General features: G+C 26.7%; 15 protein-coding genes. 1 reads left to right on the forward strand and 14 read right to left on the reverse strand.

Annotated elements, in window-relative coordinates; genetic code table 11:
- Positions 1-84: 84 nt before the first annotated feature.
- Positions 85-534 carry a hypothetical protein gene (locus tag KQI77_RS05805; protein ID WP_216389328.1) on the reverse strand — a complete coding sequence of 150 codons (450 nt, stop codon included), beginning with the start codon at positions 532-534 and terminating at the stop codon, positions 85-87.
- 142 nt (positions 535-676) lie between these two features.
- Between KQI77_RS05805 and KQI77_RS05810 the strand changes: the two genes are divergently transcribed.
- Entirely contained in the window at positions 677-1507 is an 831-nt protein-coding gene (locus tag KQI77_RS05810) for an MBL fold metallo-hydrolase (protein WP_216389329.1), read from the forward strand.
- Between the two features lie 322 nt (positions 1508-1829).
- On the opposite strand, the gene KQI77_RS05815 is transcribed toward KQI77_RS05810, so the two are convergent.
- From KQI77_RS05815 to KQI77_RS05875, 13 genes are all read right to left on the reverse strand, one after another.
- Positions 1830-2027 (reverse strand): hypothetical protein, encoded by a 198-nt coding sequence (locus KQI77_RS05815; RefSeq protein ID WP_216389330.1) that lies wholly within the window; start codon positions 2025-2027, stop codon positions 1830-1832.
- An 80-nt stretch (positions 2028-2107) separates the two neighbouring features.
- On the reverse strand, positions 2108-2263 hold the full coding sequence (locus tag KQI77_RS05820; RefSeq protein WP_216389331.1) for a hypothetical protein: 156 nt from the start codon (positions 2261-2263) through the stop codon (positions 2108-2110).
- A gap of 290 nt (positions 2264-2553) precedes the next feature.
- Positions 2554-3621 (reverse strand): flavodoxin family protein, encoded by a 1068-nt coding sequence (locus KQI77_RS05825; protein WP_216389332.1) that lies wholly within the window; start codon positions 3619-3621, stop codon positions 2554-2556.
- The gene (locus KQI77_RS05830; protein WP_216389333.1) at positions 3618-4586 is read right to left on the reverse strand and encodes a lactate dehydrogenase; all 969 of its coding nucleotides are present in this window, start codon (positions 4584-4586) and stop codon (positions 3618-3620) included. Before KQI77_RS05830 ends, KQI77_RS05825 begins: the two co-directional genes overlap by 4 nt.
- 11 nt (positions 4587-4597) lie before the next feature.
- Positions 4598-9406: a nicotinate-nicotinamide nucleotide adenylyltransferase gene (locus tag KQI77_RS05835; RefSeq protein WP_216389334.1), complete on the reverse strand. Its 4809-nt coding sequence runs from the start codon at positions 9404-9406 to the stop codon at positions 4598-4600.
- Positions 9407-9496: 90 nt separating this feature from the next.
- Positions 9497-10843 carry an NADP-specific glutamate dehydrogenase gene (gene gdhA / locus KQI77_RS05840; RefSeq protein ID WP_216389335.1) on the reverse strand — a complete coding sequence of 449 codons (1347 nt, stop codon included), beginning with the start codon at positions 10841-10843 and terminating at the stop codon, positions 9497-9499.
- Between the two features lie 409 nt (positions 10844-11252).
- On the reverse strand, positions 11253-12002 hold the full coding sequence (locus tag KQI77_RS05845; protein ID WP_216389336.1) for a NifB/NifX family molybdenum-iron cluster-binding protein: 750 nt from the start codon (positions 12000-12002) through the stop codon (positions 11253-11255).
- Between the two features lie 413 nt (positions 12003-12415).
- Positions 12416-13312 (reverse strand): MurR/RpiR family transcriptional regulator, encoded by an 897-nt coding sequence (locus KQI77_RS05850; RefSeq protein WP_216389337.1) that lies wholly within the window; start codon positions 13310-13312, stop codon positions 12416-12418.
- Positions 13313-13487: 175 nt separating this feature from the next.
- Complete coding sequence (locus tag KQI77_RS05855) at positions 13488-14198, reverse strand: pseudouridine synthase (RefSeq protein ID WP_216389338.1); 711 nt, start codon at positions 14196-14198, stop codon at positions 13488-13490.
- 174 nt (positions 14199-14372) lie between these two features.
- Entirely contained in the window at positions 14373-14573 is a 201-nt protein-coding gene (locus tag KQI77_RS05860; protein WP_216389339.1) for a ground-like protein, read from the reverse strand.
- 63 nt (positions 14574-14636) lie between these two features.
- Positions 14637-15659, reverse strand: a complete 1023-nt coding sequence (locus tag KQI77_RS05865; protein WP_216389340.1) for a hypothetical protein — start codon at positions 15657-15659, stop codon at positions 14637-14639.
- Positions 15643-16524: an ABC transporter ATP-binding protein gene (locus KQI77_RS05870; protein ID WP_216389341.1), complete on the reverse strand. Its 882-nt coding sequence runs from the start codon at positions 16522-16524 to the stop codon at positions 15643-15645. Before KQI77_RS05870 ends, KQI77_RS05865 begins: the two co-directional genes overlap by 17 nt.
- 27 nt (positions 16525-16551) lie before the next feature.
- Positions 16552-17061, reverse strand: coding sequence for a hypothetical protein (locus tag KQI77_RS05875; protein ID WP_216389342.1), 510 nt, complete (start codon positions 17059-17061; stop codon positions 16552-16554).
- Positions 17062-17085 lie beyond the last annotated feature (24 nt).

The raw sequence follows: 17085 nt of genomic DNA on the forward strand, positions 1-17085 counted from the left end.
TACAGCTAACTTTATAATGAAAGAACAAATCTTTAATTTTGTGTTCTATATAATTTCCTATAGAGGAAGAAATAAGTTCTAGTATTATTTTTTCTTAAACTTATGTACCAATAACAATCCAACCCCTAATGCTGTAACTCCTGCTACAATAGCACTTACTTTAGCAACATTTAGATAATTTCTTTCTGAATCAGTTACTAGCACATCACATTCTTCATCTAATTTTCTCCTTTGTTTTTTCTCATATTTATCTATTTTTCTAGCTACATAATATGCAGTTAAAAATCTTTCCTTTGAAAAATTATCTTGAAGTTCATCTACTAATTCATTTAAATAATCTCTATCCCATTCTTTTGGATCTGAAGATAATTTCATGTTATTATGTTCATCAAACACTCCACATTCCTCAGCTAAATCCATTGCATCTCTATATACTTCATAAGGATAATCCTTGCATATAAGTTCATTTACCAATATTCTTCTAGCTTTTGCTATATCATTTTCACTAATTGCAGTTTTTAAATTGTCTATCATATTAATCACCTCTTATTTCCATTAAATATATTGTATCATCTTTTTATATTCTAATACACCAAATTTGATATAATTTAGAAATTTTTAATTTTTCCTTTTTGTTCTATATGATATAATATCTATTTATTAGGGGGTCTTAAACATGAAAATAACATCTATAATAGATAATATATCTAATAACAAATCCATTAAATCCGAGCATGGATTATCTCTTTTGATTGAATTAAACAAGAAAAAAATATTATTTGATACAGGTGCATCAGATCTTTTATTAGATAATGCTAGAAAATTAAATATTGATTTAAGTGATATTGATATATTAATAATATCTCATGGACATTATGATCATATGGGAGGTATTCGTAGCTTCTTTAGTATAAATAATAAAGCTAAAGTTTATATAAAAAGACAAGCCTGTCAAAAATATTATATAAAAAAGCAATTTTTTTATAAGTATGTAAGTGGTGATTTATCAATATTTGAAGAATTTAAAGATAGGTTTATATACATAGATAATAATACTGAAATTATAGATAATGTATATATACTGACCAAAATATCAGAGATAGATAACTGTGATTATATAAAAAATAGTATGTATAAACTAAACAGCCTTACATTAGTTAAAGACCCATTAGATCATGAATTATTGCTAGTCATAAAACATAATAATGATTTAACTGTTATAACTGGATGTAGTCATAATGGAATAATAAATATGGTTAATGAAGTTAAATTATATTTCCCAAATCAGAGAATTAAAAATTTAATTGGAGGTTTTCATCTAAAAGGTTTAAACAAATCTAATGAAAAAAATATAATTAACCATTTAACTACTAAATTAAAAAAATATAATATAGAAAAGATTTATACATGCCATTGTACAAGTTATAAATATTATCTCAAGTTAAAAGATATCTTAAATAATCAAATAGAATACCTTGGTATTTCTGATGTTGTAATATCTGATTAGCAATATATTGATAGTTAAAATTATAATAGCATTAAGTCTATTTAAATTTTTGAAGTTAGAAATTGAGCAAATATTTTATATGTCTATTTTTAATATTAAGTTATCCACCCAAAAATCGTAATTGTGCCTTGACATACTAAAGAGACCTTGTTGTATACTTAGAAGAATCTACATTAATTACTTCATTAGTTGAATCACCTATCTCTACAAAGTAATTAATAAACTTATTATCAAGTAACTACTTTATTCTTAGTTATTTATACACCATTAGATAATTTTATATTTTACTGCTTTTTTTACTTTATTAAAATATATTGAAACCTTATTCATAATAACCTTTCTCAAATACAATTACTCCTTCTGCTTTTTCTAATGGTTCATCTAATGCATATGGTGCATATATACCGACTCCATATTTATACGACGTCAAACCAGTTTCCTCAATTACTACATTTTCATCAATCTTAAGGAAATATTTTTCAATATCTTTATTTAATAATTCGCCTGTGTACTTTTCCATTTGTTCTATTGCATCATCATATTTGTAATTAAATTTTGAACGTACATCATCTTTTATTTTTCATCATCCCGAATATTATATTAACTAATCCTCTCGTTATACATATCAAGGCTTGACACTTCATGAATTCGAAGTCCTTGTGAATATGTAAGTTTAACCATATTAGAATATCTAAATTCTTTGTTATTTACAGCATATTCAATAAATTTTTTAACTTTATCTTCGCTTATACTCATTATACGTTAGTTCTCTATCTTTTTCTACTTCTCAGATATAGAGTTTTGCTTATACTCAGCAATCATATTATCTAGCTCCATTTTTATAATATGAAAATTCCACAATTAATATCAAATTATTGATTTAAGTAAAATAATATTATTATAATGGAAAATCCAATGTTATTTGATAATATTAATCAAACCAAATGACATTGGATTTTTTACATATTATATTATTTACTTAAACATATAATTTTGATATTAATTATTATAAAATATAAGTTATCTAACAATAATACATTAATTTTTTATACTTTTAAATACCTTTCTATCTTTTTAGCATAATTTTCTGTACGTTTATCTATTCCAGTTACCTTAAATATCTCTCCTTTATTATTTGCAGTTTCTAACATTGCAAATTCTGATGGAAGTAAAAAACCTTTATTAATATTCATACTGCTTATTAACTGCTTTGCTAATATATCACTTCCACTATATCCAGACACTATAATAGAAAATAAAAATTTATTGCAAAAGCTTGTTTTTCTATATAATGAAGTTAATCTATTAATAAAAGCTTGAAGATTAGCACTAAGTGCATCATTATAATTAGGACACACCAGCACTATTCCATCACACCATTCTACTGCAGGATACACTTCATCAACAATTACTCCACCATAAAAGCAACTACCTTCTTCACTAAAATGCATACATGTCTCAAATGGGCATCCTATACAATCATATACTTCACCATTTCTTATGTTAATTTCTCTAATATCAATATCTTCTAATTTATCCTTAACCATCTTCCACAAACTGTAAGTGTTAGAGGTATCGCTATTGCTTGCATGTACACATAATAATTTAGGACGTTCTTTTTTTAATTTTTTTATATTTAGCTTTAATAATCTATCTATCATAGCTTTACTTTGGTATTTATATGTTTCAAATAGCTCCTTATTATAGTTTTGAGCAAGAGTTGTAAAATTATATAATTTCTTAGTTCCCTCTATAAGACTTTTCCCTGGGACAATCGCCCCTGCTTTATTAAGAGTAAATATTATATCTTGTCCTATAGCTTTAGTATACAAATCATCCATTTCATCTACTATAACTCCACATATAGAATTATCTAACAGCTTATCTTTTTCACGAAGTATACGAAGTATCTTAAACAATGTAATATTTATTCCTGTACTCCCTAAATTAACAGCAAATATTATTTTATTATTTTTTAAAATTTCTATTTTATCTAGTAAATCAGTATCACTTTCTATCAGGGTATATTCTATTCCTAATAATGAATAATTTAGCACTTCATTTAATCTATTAGACTCTCTAAATTCATTGTCTTTAGGTTTAATTACTATCATATAATTCCTTCTATATTCTTATAAGCTTCTTCTATTCTATCAAATAAATCTTTTGGTAGTTTTAAATTTTCCCATTCTATACCCCTTGGTGTTGTTCTGTTTTTAGCTCCAAAATATATACCATTTAAGTAATTAGAACTATAGTGATATTGTCCTTTAATTGTTTGTAGTATCCCAAAAGTAGCAGAAGATATTGCAGGTGCAATATATGGCTTATATCCTAATTCTCTTACTTTAAAATTAGCTTCTACTGTTAAATTAGTTAATTCCTTAGATATAATATCATTATAATTTTCAATACTATCTGCAACTACTAAATCTTCTCCATGAGATCCAAACACTCTACCTCCATTTAAGAATTTAGAGAATTTTTTATATTTTTGTGCATAATAAGCAGCTCTTGCATTCATTACACCTAAACCATATCCTTGAATCTGATCAGGATTTAAATTTCCCTTTAATAAAGCAGCTTTACATAATGGTTCAATTGGATCTGAAACTACTGCAAACAATCCCTTAAATCCACATTCAGAAGCCATTGCAGCATAAGCTTCTACTAAATCTTTGTTAGCTGCAAATTGTGCCATTCTTACATCTTTAATTCCACAACCAACTTTTGGAACCCCTTTTGTTGCACAAAATACAAATATATCACAATCAAATAAATGTTCTATAGATATAGCTTCTACTTGTGGCATACAATTATAATCCCAAGGATATTGAACTTGATTCATCTCAATCTCATATCTACTGCTTAATTTATCATTTTGATCATATATTCCTATTTTAGATATTACATCTCCACCTAATAGTCTTAAGCCTAATAAAACAGATGCTCCAACATCTCCTAACGCTAATATATTAACCTTTTTCTTATTTCCATCAAATAACCATGATGGCTTCTTTATTTTTTTGTATCCTACATAATTATCATTTTCACATTTTAAATCTAAAATACTATACATTGTTCTTCCCCCTAATCAAATAAATTTACCATACGATTCATTTTCTCTATATCGTTTTGTATATATACCGATGGTAATTCCGACATATCATAGTTAATAGAAACCCCAAGATCAGGATAATTAGGTTCTATAATAACTTCTGATAGTCTTCGTAATGTTAATTTTCTTTCCATTTCTTTTTGATATTCTTGTTCTAACACTTTAAATATATCTTTTGTATTATTTAAGCATGCATATGACAAATCAAATATTGATTGCCACGAGATATCTTCCAAAAATCTAGGAACCACATAAGGCATAATAAGATTAATTACTGGAAGCATTCCTGTAGGAGTTTTTGTATTATGCTCTACATAATCTCCTCCTATAAAAGGGTACATAGTTGATTCTGTAAACCAAGCTCTTAAATTAGGTATATAATATACACTTTCTACAGTACCAGCTAAAGAATCCATAAGTTCCTGCCCTTGACCTGATAATATTCCAACAATAACCTTATTAACATTTACTTTTTCTTGTTCTAGAAGAGGATATAACCTCTTCATTCTATCTCCTTTGTGCAAAATGTCATCTGCTAAAATAATAGGTCTATTAAACGACTTTATTGTTTTTATTTGGTTTGATAATGTGGAATATTTAGGATATTCCTCTATGTGAGAATTTGAGGCATCAGAAGAATATACTTTTTCTGTATATATTGCCTTTGTAACTGTATTAGGAACAAGAGTTTCTCTAAGTATTTTATCAAAAGGAACACACATTTTTTCTCCTAATACTCGTTTTTTTCTAGGTTTACTTGGCACATTATTTTCTTTTGTAACTAATTCAACAATCCTACTATTCATATAGGAAGCATTATATGATATAACAAGAGAACCTTTGTATAATTTAGTCATAGCCCTTTGCAATTTTTTATGAGCTTTGTTTAAGGCCTTTATTATATTTTTGTTCTTATTAAATGGTGCTTTTATATATGTGTCTATGTTCTGGATTATTGCAATAGGATATCTCATATCTACCGTAAAACAATCTATGCTATCATCTTCTGTTTCTATTTCTAAAAATCCTTGATTATATAATAGTTCCTTTATATCACCTTCAGTTTTTCTATCATTATTTTTGAAGCTGCATACAGCATATGTTATTTCTTCTTTTAAGCAATAACTTAATGCTTCAGTTAATAACAATTGTTTATAATCATAACTAGCAGAGCTTTCTAATAAAGCAATGAAATCTATCAATATAACCTTGCCATATGCATTATTCCTAAGATAGTTTATAATCTTCTTATCTGTAAATTCCTTATGAAAATTAGAAATACTTATTTCATGTAATGCCATGAATGAAAGTATTCTATTATTTTCCTTAAGTATAATTATCTTTTGATTTCTATTTAATGTATTAAATTTTCCATTGATTTTATATTTATCTTTATCTAATAATTCTTCTATTAGCAATATACTATCTTCATTAATACTCTTTAATATTTCAAAAGATAACGTAGGTTGTTCTAACATTTGTTTATATTGTGGTTCTCTAAGATATAGATTATTATCATATATGTATCTCTCCGCTATAGGATCTAATAACTGAGATATACTTCTATTATTATCAATGTTATCACGTATTCTAGAAGAACTAACCTCTTCTATTTCTCTTTCAAGTTCTAGTTTAATGACTTTTCCTAACAATCTAGAAGAATCACAATCATCTCTTCCACGTCTAAAAATTATATGATTAAAATTATGAATAGAATCCTTAACTGGTTTTATTGTATAAGCAGATGCATTCTTTATTACATCACTGCCTACAACTATATACACCTCCTTATCCTTAAATATTCTTCTTAATTTTCTTAAATCCTCTATATTAGCTATATTTATAGGTATATCATCTGGAAATAAATAAGCATTTCCTTCGCTAGATATAGACATATTAACTATATCTCTTCTTATTATCTTAGGTTGAGTTTTCTTAGACCATGAGAATTCATCAAGTGCTAAGTATACTTCAAATCCTAATTCAGACACTTCATGAACTATCCCTTTATGACCTAACGAAAATGGATCAAAAGTTCCAGGGAAAAACGCTATTTTCTTCTTTTCTTCTCTATCAAATCTTCCAATTTTAGCCCTATAAGATGATATAAACCTATAAATATTATTTAATGCTGCAGCCCTATTAAAAAATGATAATTCGTCTTTTGATGTGCAATCTAATATCGTTAATATTTTTTTGTATATAAGTTTAAAAACATTATATTTAGATTCAATGGAAATATCCTTAGCTCCAAATATATCATTTCCTATTATATTGAAGGATTCTAAACTTATTTCATTATGATAGTGTGCAAGCCCTCGCATAATTAATCCTAATATATAATTAAGTCGCCTTCTATTAGCATCATTTGATTCTTTAAACTTATGGGCATATTGATAATAATATTTTATTATTGTCCCTAATGTGTTCAAGGTTACCATTACTATATTGTCATTATTCCCCTCTATCAATTTAGTGTAATTATCATATATAATTTCATCTAGTTCATTAGGAGGAAGAAATAATGCAAGTCTACCTAAATACTTAGGCAAATATTTAGCATACTGATATTCTTCTGATTCTAAACCTTTTGTAAGTTCTATAACTATCTCATTTCTTTCATCATAAGATAGAAGAGGCATAACACTTATAAGCAATTCTCCAACTTTCTCACGAATAAATAATCTAGTACTAATTACAATAAGATTTGATAAGTGATTTGCAACTCTTAGAACATTTTTATTTTCATTATATTCTATATATTCCTTTAGTATATCTATATATATCTTTTTAATAACGCCTGATGTTGCCACTTTTAAATCTTCTAAAAATATCTTTGAAATTGTTTCTTCATTATAAAATACATGTTCTTCTAATTTATTATTACTTATTGGATCTAACAATTTAGATATTTTAAATATAAGATATCTAGAAGCTAATGAATCTATGTCCATAGATGAAATAAATTCACTATAGTATGGCATAATTAAATTTTTATCTATTCCATCTTCTAACATGCTTTTATATACTCTCAATATATCTAATTCAATTTCTTCCCCCATATAGGGAACTTTCTGTAAAAATTTAAGTACTTTTTTAATTCCACCTTCAGTAAAATAGCCAAAATCTAAATCTATAATAGTATCAATAAGCACAAATGTAATATCTTCATCATACTTATAAGAGTCAAAATATAATAGAAAAGTGTCTAAAAAATCATTTCTTGCTATGCCTTGAGCATTTAATAAAGTAGAATTAATCAATCGTTTAAGAGAATACCACAACCATCTTTTATGTTGTTTAGTAACCTTATAACTAGGATAAATAATTTTATTTAAATACTTCTTATATAAATTAATACTAGAATTATTCTTTATGCTTAAATCTACATCTCTAGGAAGTTCTTTTCTATATTTTTCATCATAACTTGCAATTATTTCTCCCATTAATCTTGATGCTTTTCTTCTAACATCACCTTCATTATGCATAAGAATTTCATACAAAAAATCTAGCGTCATCTCTTTTTGTTTCTGAGTCATATATGTGAAATATTCTTCTAATATATTTATATAAGCCCTTATATTCTTCCATTGTTTTTCGCTCTTGGCTGTTTCTAGGACATTACTTAAAGATGCATCATTATTCATCTTATTCATAACATATAAGTTATGCTCTATTGCCATGAATTTGAATTTATCTATAGCTTCATCAAAAGATAAAAGTGCATTGTCCTTAGACTCAACATTAATAATGTTATCATTAGATAAGTCTGTATTAACTCCAAGACTCTCTATATACTCTTCAAAGTCCTTAAGTTTACTGTATACTAGTTTATATCTATTAAGTTTTACTTCATCAACATTATCTAACTTGTTTAAAATAACATCAAAGGAATCCTTAAGAGAATAAAATTGAACTAATTCTCTATTATCTTCATCTCTAATACTCTTAACCCTAAAATCAGCATATATAAGTATTAAATTCTCTATAGATAAGTCTTCAAGTTCTAAGTCCCAAGTAGAATGATTAGCTGCAATATGTCCTATAATAGGCATCTTAAACCTTTTAGTAAATTCATCTGTATAATAATAATGTAGATAAGGTAATCTACCAAGTTCAAAATCTCTACACCCAAACTTGCCGATATCATGTGTTACTGCTGCTCCAGAAACTAATGCTAAATCTATAGGGACATTAACCTTATGTAGTCCATAAGCTATATGCATTGATACATAATGAACTCCCGCAATGTGCCCTAATGTATCAAAAGTAGTAATCTCTGATGATATTCTTAAAAATTCATATATATAATTCTTATCCCATATGCTAAGAAAATTGCTATATTCCTTCTTCACTAGTGAATTATCATATAAATTCTTCTCTAAAAAGTCAAAATGTAATACTTCTGAAAATTCCAAATACTCTCTCTCTAATTGTAAAATAGTATGAAATAATTGATAAAATATAAGTATAGCCCGCTCTAGTTCATCACTTGGTTCAAATGGAAAATTATAAGGGAATAAAAAACAACGTATATAATCATATGCATAACTAAGTAAATCTTCTGCTGAAATATCAGTAAATGTATTAAGATAATGTAAAATTATATCGCAAGCATCTCTAGCCTTAATCTTATGAGAAAAATCCAAACCTATAATTCCTTCTGTAAAATTCTCTTCTTTTATTATTTTAACCATTTCATTTTTTGTTATACTTATTTCTTTCAAGAAATATTTATCCGTCATATTCTTGATAAGCATATTATATACGTGTTTCTTCATATAACATCCCTCTTTTTTTCATCCATTATATCTAACTAACTATCTATATCCTATTTCCTAATTATCAGATTAGTTTAATCTTGCCACAAACTATACTATTCCTTCTTCTAACATAGCTTCTGAAACTTTAAGAAAACCAGCTATATTAGCTCCAACTATATAATTGCCAGGCATATTATATTTCTTTGCAGCACTATCTATATTAGTAAATATATTTTTCATAATAGTTTTTAACTTATCATCTACCTCTTCTTCAGTCCAAGATAACTTCATTGCATTTTGACTCATTTCAAGAGCTGAAACTGCAACTCCGCCAGCATTTACAGCTTTTGATGGTGCTATAATAACTCCATTATCCATAAGAATATTAACTGCGTCTATTGTTGTTGGCATATTAGCTACTTCAATAAGTATTTTACTAGTGCCTTCCTTTAATATTAATTCTGCATCTTCTTTTGTTATCTCATTTTGAGTTGCACAAGGCATGTACACATCTGCTTTAACATGTCCCCATGGTTTTTCACCTTTATAAAATTTTGCTCCAAACTTATCTGCGTAATCTTCTGCTCTATCTCTTAAAGAAGCTCTCATTTCTACTAAATAATCAACTTTTTCGCCAGATATTCCATCTTCATCATATATGTACCCATCAGGTCCTGATATAGATACAACTTTGGCACCTAATTGATCTAATTTCTTACATACACCCCAAGATACATTACCAAATCCTGATAGTGCAAATGTTGTACCTTTAATATCTTTTCCAATTGACTTAAATAATTCTTCTGTAAAATAAACTGCTCCATAACCAGTAGCTTCATTACGTCCTAAACTTCCACCATATACAATTCCTTTTCCTGATAATGCTCCATTTTTATATTGTCCAACAATTCTTTTATATTGTCCAAACATATAACCAATTTCTTTTGAACCACATCCAATATCTCCTGCAGGGCAATCTGTATCAGGACCAATATATCTATATAATTCTGTAATAAACGATTGACAAAATCTCATTATTTCAGCATCTGATTTTCCTTTTGGGTCAAAATCACTTCCACCTTTACCACCACCTATTGGTAATCCAGTTAAAGAATTTTTAAATGTTTGTTCGAATCCTAAAAATTTTATAATACTTTGATTTACTGTAGGATGTAGTCTCAAGCCACCTTTATATGGTCCTATTGCACTATTAAATTGAGCTCTAAAACCTCTGTTTATTTGAACCTTACCATTATCATCAACCCATGGTACTCTAAATGACACAATACGTTCTGGCTCAGTAATTCTCTCTAATATAGCTGCTTTTTCATACTTATCATCACTTTCAACCACTGGTCTAATTGATTCTAAGACCTCTGTAACAGCTTGTATAAATTCAGGTTCACAACTATTCTTTTTAGTAACTTTTTCAATAACTTCATCTACATAACTCATTTTTATTGCCTCCAATTTATTAAAACATCTTATTTATCTTTATAGTATAATTTTGTATATGTTAGCTAACTAAAATTTACTTGTTTGTTGTTTACAAGATGAACTATATCACTCCAAATCTTCCAAGTAAATACTTTAAGCTAAGCAACGTATTTTTAATATATTTTAGAGGGGTTTACTTAATTTTATTAAGTGAAGTAACCAATAACTTATTTTTCTTATCTAGAAACAAAATCAATTAAATGACTATAAAACCTAAATTTTTGAATAATATAATTTCCTATAACCAAAAAAAACAATTATACTTATAAAATTTTATCTATTTATACATATAAGATACCTAGATAAAAATATATAATAAGTATAATTGCTCATAAGTTTTACTTAATATTTTAAATCTTTTATTTAATTAATGACAAGAGGTTTTATCTCCACATGAATGTTCTCCATGATGATGTGAACATACTGTATTAGGATTATATGAAAGTTTATCTTCTAAAAGTGCTTTTACAGCTTCATCAGAATTACCAACTACCCCAGGATATAATTCAATATTCTTCTCAGCTAATGCATTTCTAGCTCCCATACCTATTCCTCCACAAATAAGTACATCTACTGAATTATCCTTTAAAAATCCTGCTAAAGCTCCATGTCCATTTCCATTGGTATTAATTATTTTTTCTTCTGTTATTTTTCCATCTTCAACACTATATATCTTAAAATTTTCACAATGTCCAAAATGTTGAAATACTTCTCCATCCTTATAAGTAACTGCAATAATCATTTTTTTCATCCTCCATTCTTTGTTCATTCTGCCAAGGCATCTATTGCCTGATGTTAATCTCATTTTGCAACAATCTAGATTACCTTCACATAATATATAATTTCCCCCTTCAATCTTTAGTCCTTTACCATTCACTATGCAATCAGATAACTTCTTCCTTGCCTCTGAATAGATTAACTGAATACTAGTTCGTACTAAATTCATATTCTTAGCACATTCTTCTTGAGTCATCCCCTCATAATCAATTAATCTAATGCATTCATATTCATCTATATGCATAATAACTATATTATCTTCTTTTGGAGCATTTTTCGGTAAGAATATATTACATTTTGGTAATTCGCAAATTCTACGTCTTTTACAAGGTCTTGGCATATTGACTTTCCTTTCATAAATAATCAGATTATCTATTTAAGTGAACTACACACGCAGCTAAAGCTTCGGTGCTTCTTATTTAAATAAACTCTATATCTATATATACTCTTATTATTGACATATGTCAATAACTCCGACTTATTTTTCTATTTTATCACAATTCTTTTTTACCTTATTAATCAAAATACTATTACATTACACTTATATATCGTTTACATGATCTTTTCACAAATTCACCTTTGATAAAATTTCTTATATAAAGCAAAAAATTAAGCTAGCTAAATGTTGTAAACTATCTAAAGTTAAAAAGTACAACATCTATAATGCTAACTTAATTTTTTATAATAATAAATGCTAAAATTTGTTATAAACTTTTTGCAGAAAAATATTATTTTTTATTTGATTTCTTTTTTTTAATCATCAGATACATTTCTATTGTTATAAGAATATACATTATATTCTTGCCATATCTCTTCTAAACTATTAAAAGTTTTAGATATGTTTTCTTTTTCTCGCATTCCAACTGCAATAATAAGTGCATTTACAACTGAAAGCGGTGCAACAAGTGAATCAACAAAAGAAGCCATATTACTTTGAGCAATTAATGTATAATCTGCTTTTGTTGCAAGTGGTGACAATAAGCTATCTGTAATTGCTACCACATCAGCTCCTCTTCCTTTTGCAAAATCTAGTGCATCTATTGTTTTAGCAGCATATCTAGGAAAACCTATACCTATTACTAAATCTCCTTCTTGCACATTAATCATCTGTTCAAATATATCTGATATTCCATAACTAACCATACGAACATTTTGTAAGATTACATTTAAATAAAAGCCAAGAAATTCTGCAATTGCAGTAGAACTTCTTAATCCAATTATGTATATTTTATTTGCTTTAAATATAGAATTAAGTACCTGTTCAAATGTTTGATTATTTATTTTCTCAAGAGTTGCTCTGATATTTTCCATATCAGCTTTTAATACTCCTCTTAATGCATCACCATCAGAAACATAATCGTTAGATAATTCTAATCTCTGAACAGTAGTTAATTTATTCTTAATTAATTCTTGTAATGCTTTCTGAAGTTTAGGATATCCTGAAAAATTTAATTCATTAGCAAATCTAACTACTGTAGATTCAGAAACACCTACTGCATTACCAAGTTTTGCAGCCGTCATAAAAGCAGCTTTATCATAATTTTTCAATATATATTCAGCTATTAACTTTTGTCCTTTACTAAGTCTAGGAAACTTAACTTGAATAAGCCTCATTAAGTCTTTTCCTTGTTCATTATCTTCCTTATTCATAGATATCAATCCCATCACTCTCTTTTACAATTTATCCTTTGTTATTCTAGCATACGATGAAAAATTATGCAATAAATAATTCGTTACAATAGTAAAATAAGAACAAAAACTTATATTTTTTATATTTTTTTGCAAGATAAAATAGTATTACATTCAATTATTTAAAAAATCTATATTATAATTTTTTTAGATATGCTAACTCCTGTTCTGTTAAATTTCTATATTCACCTTTATTTAAATATCCTAATTTTATCTCACCTATTGAAATTCTTTTTAAAGATAAAACATCATGATTTAACGCACTACACATTCTTCTAATTTGCCTATTTTTGCCTTCATGAATTGTTATTTCAACTAACGAAGTAGTCTCTTTTTCAGAAATTATCTTAACTTCTGCTGGAGCTGTAGTATAATCTCCTATATTTATACCACTTTTAAATTTTTTTAAATCATTCTCAGAAAAACTCCCTTTAATATTTACTAAATATTTCTTATCAATCTTAACTCTAGGATGAATAATCTTATTATATATATCCCCGTCATTAGTCAACAATAATAATCCTGAACTGTCATAGTCTAATCTACCTATTGGATATATTCTTTCTTTTACTTTAACTATATCTAGAACTGTTTTTCTATCTTTTTCATCTTTTACAGATGTAATATACCCCTCTGGCTTATTTAACATTATATATACCTTTTTCTCTTCAGGCTTAATGATTTTTCCATTATACTTAACTATATCTTTTTCTAAATTAACTTTTGTACCCAATTCTGTTATAAGAATATCATTTACCTGTACTTTACCTTGTAATATCAATTCCTCACATTTTCTTCTAGATGCTACACCACAAGATGCCATGTATTTTTGTAATCTTTCTTCCATAATTAAAATATTATATCCTTTCACAAAATCTAATTTATGTTTTTTCCTTATCAATAAATTAATATATATTATAATATTAATTTATTAACCCCATTAAAACAAGTTTTAAGACAAAAAAGATTAAGGTCGAAACTAACAGTCTCTTCCTTAATCTTAAAAATTTTATTTAATATCTTAGAAAAACCAAGGTCCGCCAAAACCACCGAAGCCACCCCAGCCGAAGCCGCCCCAGCCAAATAACAATAATAATATTACTGGGAAGAACCATCCTCCACCTGCAAAACCATTATTCATATTTTGACAGCAACAACAATTATTTTGACAGCAATTATTAGAACATCCACAATTATTTCTTCTACAACAACATCTTGACATAGTATATCAACTCCTATTCTTTTGATTAATATATACTATTCTATGAAGTTGATTTTTGTTCTGTTAATTCACATAAGAATCTATTTTTTTTACAATACTTTTTCTTAACACATTACTTATTCCAAATGAAATAATTACAAATACTAATTTAACTATCCTACTACTTATGCTATATTCTTTTATTTGAATTATAACAGCCAAAATCTGTATAATCATTGAAAATAATATTAATTGAACACTTACTAATTCAACGATTCTAAAATTAAAAATATTATTTATATTATTAACTTTAATTTTATCACTTATCATATATATTAGGACACTTAATATTATAATTGCCAATATAGATATTGCTGTTCCCAATATTAATATTTTACTATATGAAAAATATGAATTATTAACTAACTCATTATTATCACCAATAAAATATATAAACATACATTTTGCATACTTATATCCAGTATTAACAACATATCTAATTATTTTATCGCTTAACAACACTTCCAATAACACTAAAACAACCTCTATCATTGTTATAGGAAGTATCACCATAGCTAGTATAGATACAATTGTGTTGGAAAATAGCAAGTCCATAAATGCTAAATATAATGAAAATAATATACCTGCTATAAGTAACCTTAATATACCTACAAACGAGTATTTACAATAATCAGGAATATACTCAACTTGAATTTTATATTTATAGGATAAACATACTATGACGTATATATATATAGCCACAAAAAACAAAACTAATAAAATAAGTGTCAAAACTTCATTTTTCTTTATTTCCCTTTTAGTAAATGGTCCTGACATAAAAAATGACATAGACTCTCTCTTATTTATTCCTTTCATAAATATAAAAATTAATGTAATGAAAGATATCATTAAAAACATACAAAATCCACTAGAAGTAGAATATTCAATATATTCATTTAAGTTCACAACAGAATATATAGAGTCCTGTATATTAGAATTTATAGAAAAATATGCTACAATCCCAAATAAAATGCCTAGAGCTATAGTTTGTACTTTTATAGAATGTATATTTTGAAACATTAGGGATCTATTAAATAACTTCTTCATCATTCTCTCCTACTCTCGAAATATAGTAATCTTCTAGAGATAATTCAATTTCTTCAATAAATAATGGCTTTAGTTCATTTAATTTATCAATAAACTGTGGGCAATATTGATCAGTTATAATTGTAAATACTCTCCCAACCTTGCTAATTGAATATATCCCCTTAAAGTTTAAATCTTCTTCATATACAGGTTCATCAAATGCAACTTGAATTTTTTTGATTTTATTTTGTATCTCTTGTAAAGAATTGTGACATTTAACTCTTCCGTCTGATATTATTATTACTTCAGTACATATTTTTTCAAGGTCTCCCAAGTGATGCGAACTAATAATTATACCTTTATTTTTAGCTTCTTCTTTTATGATCTGCAATAAATTCCTCTTAAGCAGTGGATCTAAACCTGAAGTAGGTTCATCTAAAACAATATATTCTGAATCTATTGAAAATGCCATAAGAAGAGATACTCTCATCTTCATACCCTTTGATAACTGACTTATTTTCTTTGAGGTAGGAATCTTAAACACCTCATTAAGTTTATTAAACTTATCAATATCAAAGTTATCATAAGCATATTTATAATATTTCATTATGTCATTTATTGTAAAATTATGATAATAACCATTTTCATCTGAAACATATGCTATTTTTAGTTTTGATGTTGGGTTATTATAAACAGGTTGTCCATCTAGTGTAACAGTACCTGTTTCTACTTCATATATTCCGACAATTGTTTTTATTAAAGTCGTTTTTCCTACTCCATTAGGGCCTACAAGTCCAACGACTTCTCCTTTATGTAATGATATAGAAACATTATCTACTATCTTATTTTTATCTAACATTACTGATACATTCTCTACTTTTAACATATTATTATATATCTCCCCCAATCTGTATTAATATTCTCCATTGCCTTCAGCATATTCATCATCATCTATACTAAAAAATTCATAATAATCCATAACATAGCCTTCACCTTCATCTATAAAAACAATGCCAACTTCTATATTATCTTGAGAATTCAAAGTAGTAGAATAAAATTTAACCTTAACATCACTATAAGATTCTTTATATTTCTTTTTCATATTAACATAATGCTTATAAAATGATTGAATTCTTTCTCTAGTGTTATAATCTTTATCATAAGTAAGATGAATACTCTCTACATCAAAAACATCATTACATGCTCTTCTTCTCTTCGAAATACATTCTAAGTATTCTTTAGTACTGCATACATTACCCATATCATTTACCGATAACTGATTATTGTTAAATACATCAATAATCTGATCTGGAGATCCATAATGTATTTTCTTTTCATATATATCTTTTCTATTATAATTACATATAAACATAGTTATAACAAATATTACCCCTATCCATATAAAAGCCTTTGATTCCTTCAATAAACTCACCTACCAAATTGTACT

Source organism: Clostridium sp. MSJ-8 (genome assembly GCF_018918325.1).
In the GTDB taxonomy this organism is placed as follows: Bacteria; Bacillota; Clostridia; order Clostridiales; family Clostridiaceae; genus Clostridium.

What these genes read in the sequence shown, in the direction of transcription:
- KQI77_RS05835 (WP_216389334.1), bottom strand. Translation starts at nt 9,406, where the DNA reads ATGAAGAAACACGTATATAATATGCTTATCAAGAATATGACGGATAAA.
- KQI77_RS05810 (WP_216389329.1), top strand. Translation starts at nt 677, where the DNA reads ATGAAAATAACATCTATAATAGATAATATATCTAATAACAAATCCATT.
- KQI77_RS05815 (WP_216389330.1), bottom strand. Translation starts at nt 2,027, where the DNA reads ATGGAAAAGTACACAGGCGAATTATTAAATAAAGATATTGAAAAATAT.
- KQI77_RS05865 (WP_216389340.1), bottom strand. Translation starts at nt 15,659, where the DNA reads ATGAAGAAGTTATTTAATAGATCCCTAATGTTTCAAAATATACATTCT.
- KQI77_RS05820 (WP_216389331.1), bottom strand. Translation starts at nt 2,263, where the DNA reads ATGAGTATAAGCGAAGATAAAGTTAAAAAATTTATTGAATATGCTGTA.
- KQI77_RS05830 (WP_216389333.1), bottom strand. Translation starts at nt 4,586, where the DNA reads ATGTATAGTATTTTAGATTTAAAATGTGAAAATGATAATTATGTAGGA.
- KQI77_RS05870 (WP_216389341.1), bottom strand. Translation starts at nt 16,524, where the DNA reads ATGTTAAAAGTAGAGAATGTATCAGTAATGTTAGATAAAAATAAGATA.
- KQI77_RS05860 (WP_216389339.1), bottom strand. Translation starts at nt 14,573, where the DNA reads ATGTCAAGATGTTGTTGTAGAAGAAATAATTGTGGATGTTCTAATAAT.
- KQI77_RS05850 (WP_216389337.1), bottom strand. Translation starts at nt 13,312, where the DNA reads ATGAATAAGGAAGATAATGAACAAGGAAAAGACTTAATGAGGCTTATT.
- KQI77_RS05805 (WP_216389328.1), bottom strand. Translation starts at nt 534, where the DNA reads ATGATAGACAATTTAAAAACTGCAATTAGTGAAAATGATATAGCAAAA.
- KQI77_RS05855 (WP_216389338.1), bottom strand. Translation starts at nt 14,198, where the DNA reads ATGGAAGAAAGATTACAAAAATACATGGCATCTTGTGGTGTAGCATCT.
- KQI77_RS05825 (WP_216389332.1), bottom strand. Translation starts at nt 3,621, where the DNA reads ATGATAGTAATTAAACCTAAAGACAATGAATTTAGAGAGTCTAATAGA.
- KQI77_RS05845 (WP_216389336.1), bottom strand. Translation starts at nt 12,002, where the DNA reads ATGCCAAGACCTTGTAAAAGACGTAGAATTTGCGAATTACCAAAATGT.
- gdhA (WP_216389335.1), bottom strand. Translation starts at nt 10,843, where the DNA reads ATGAGTTATGTAGATGAAGTTATTGAAAAAGTTACTAAAAAGAATAGT.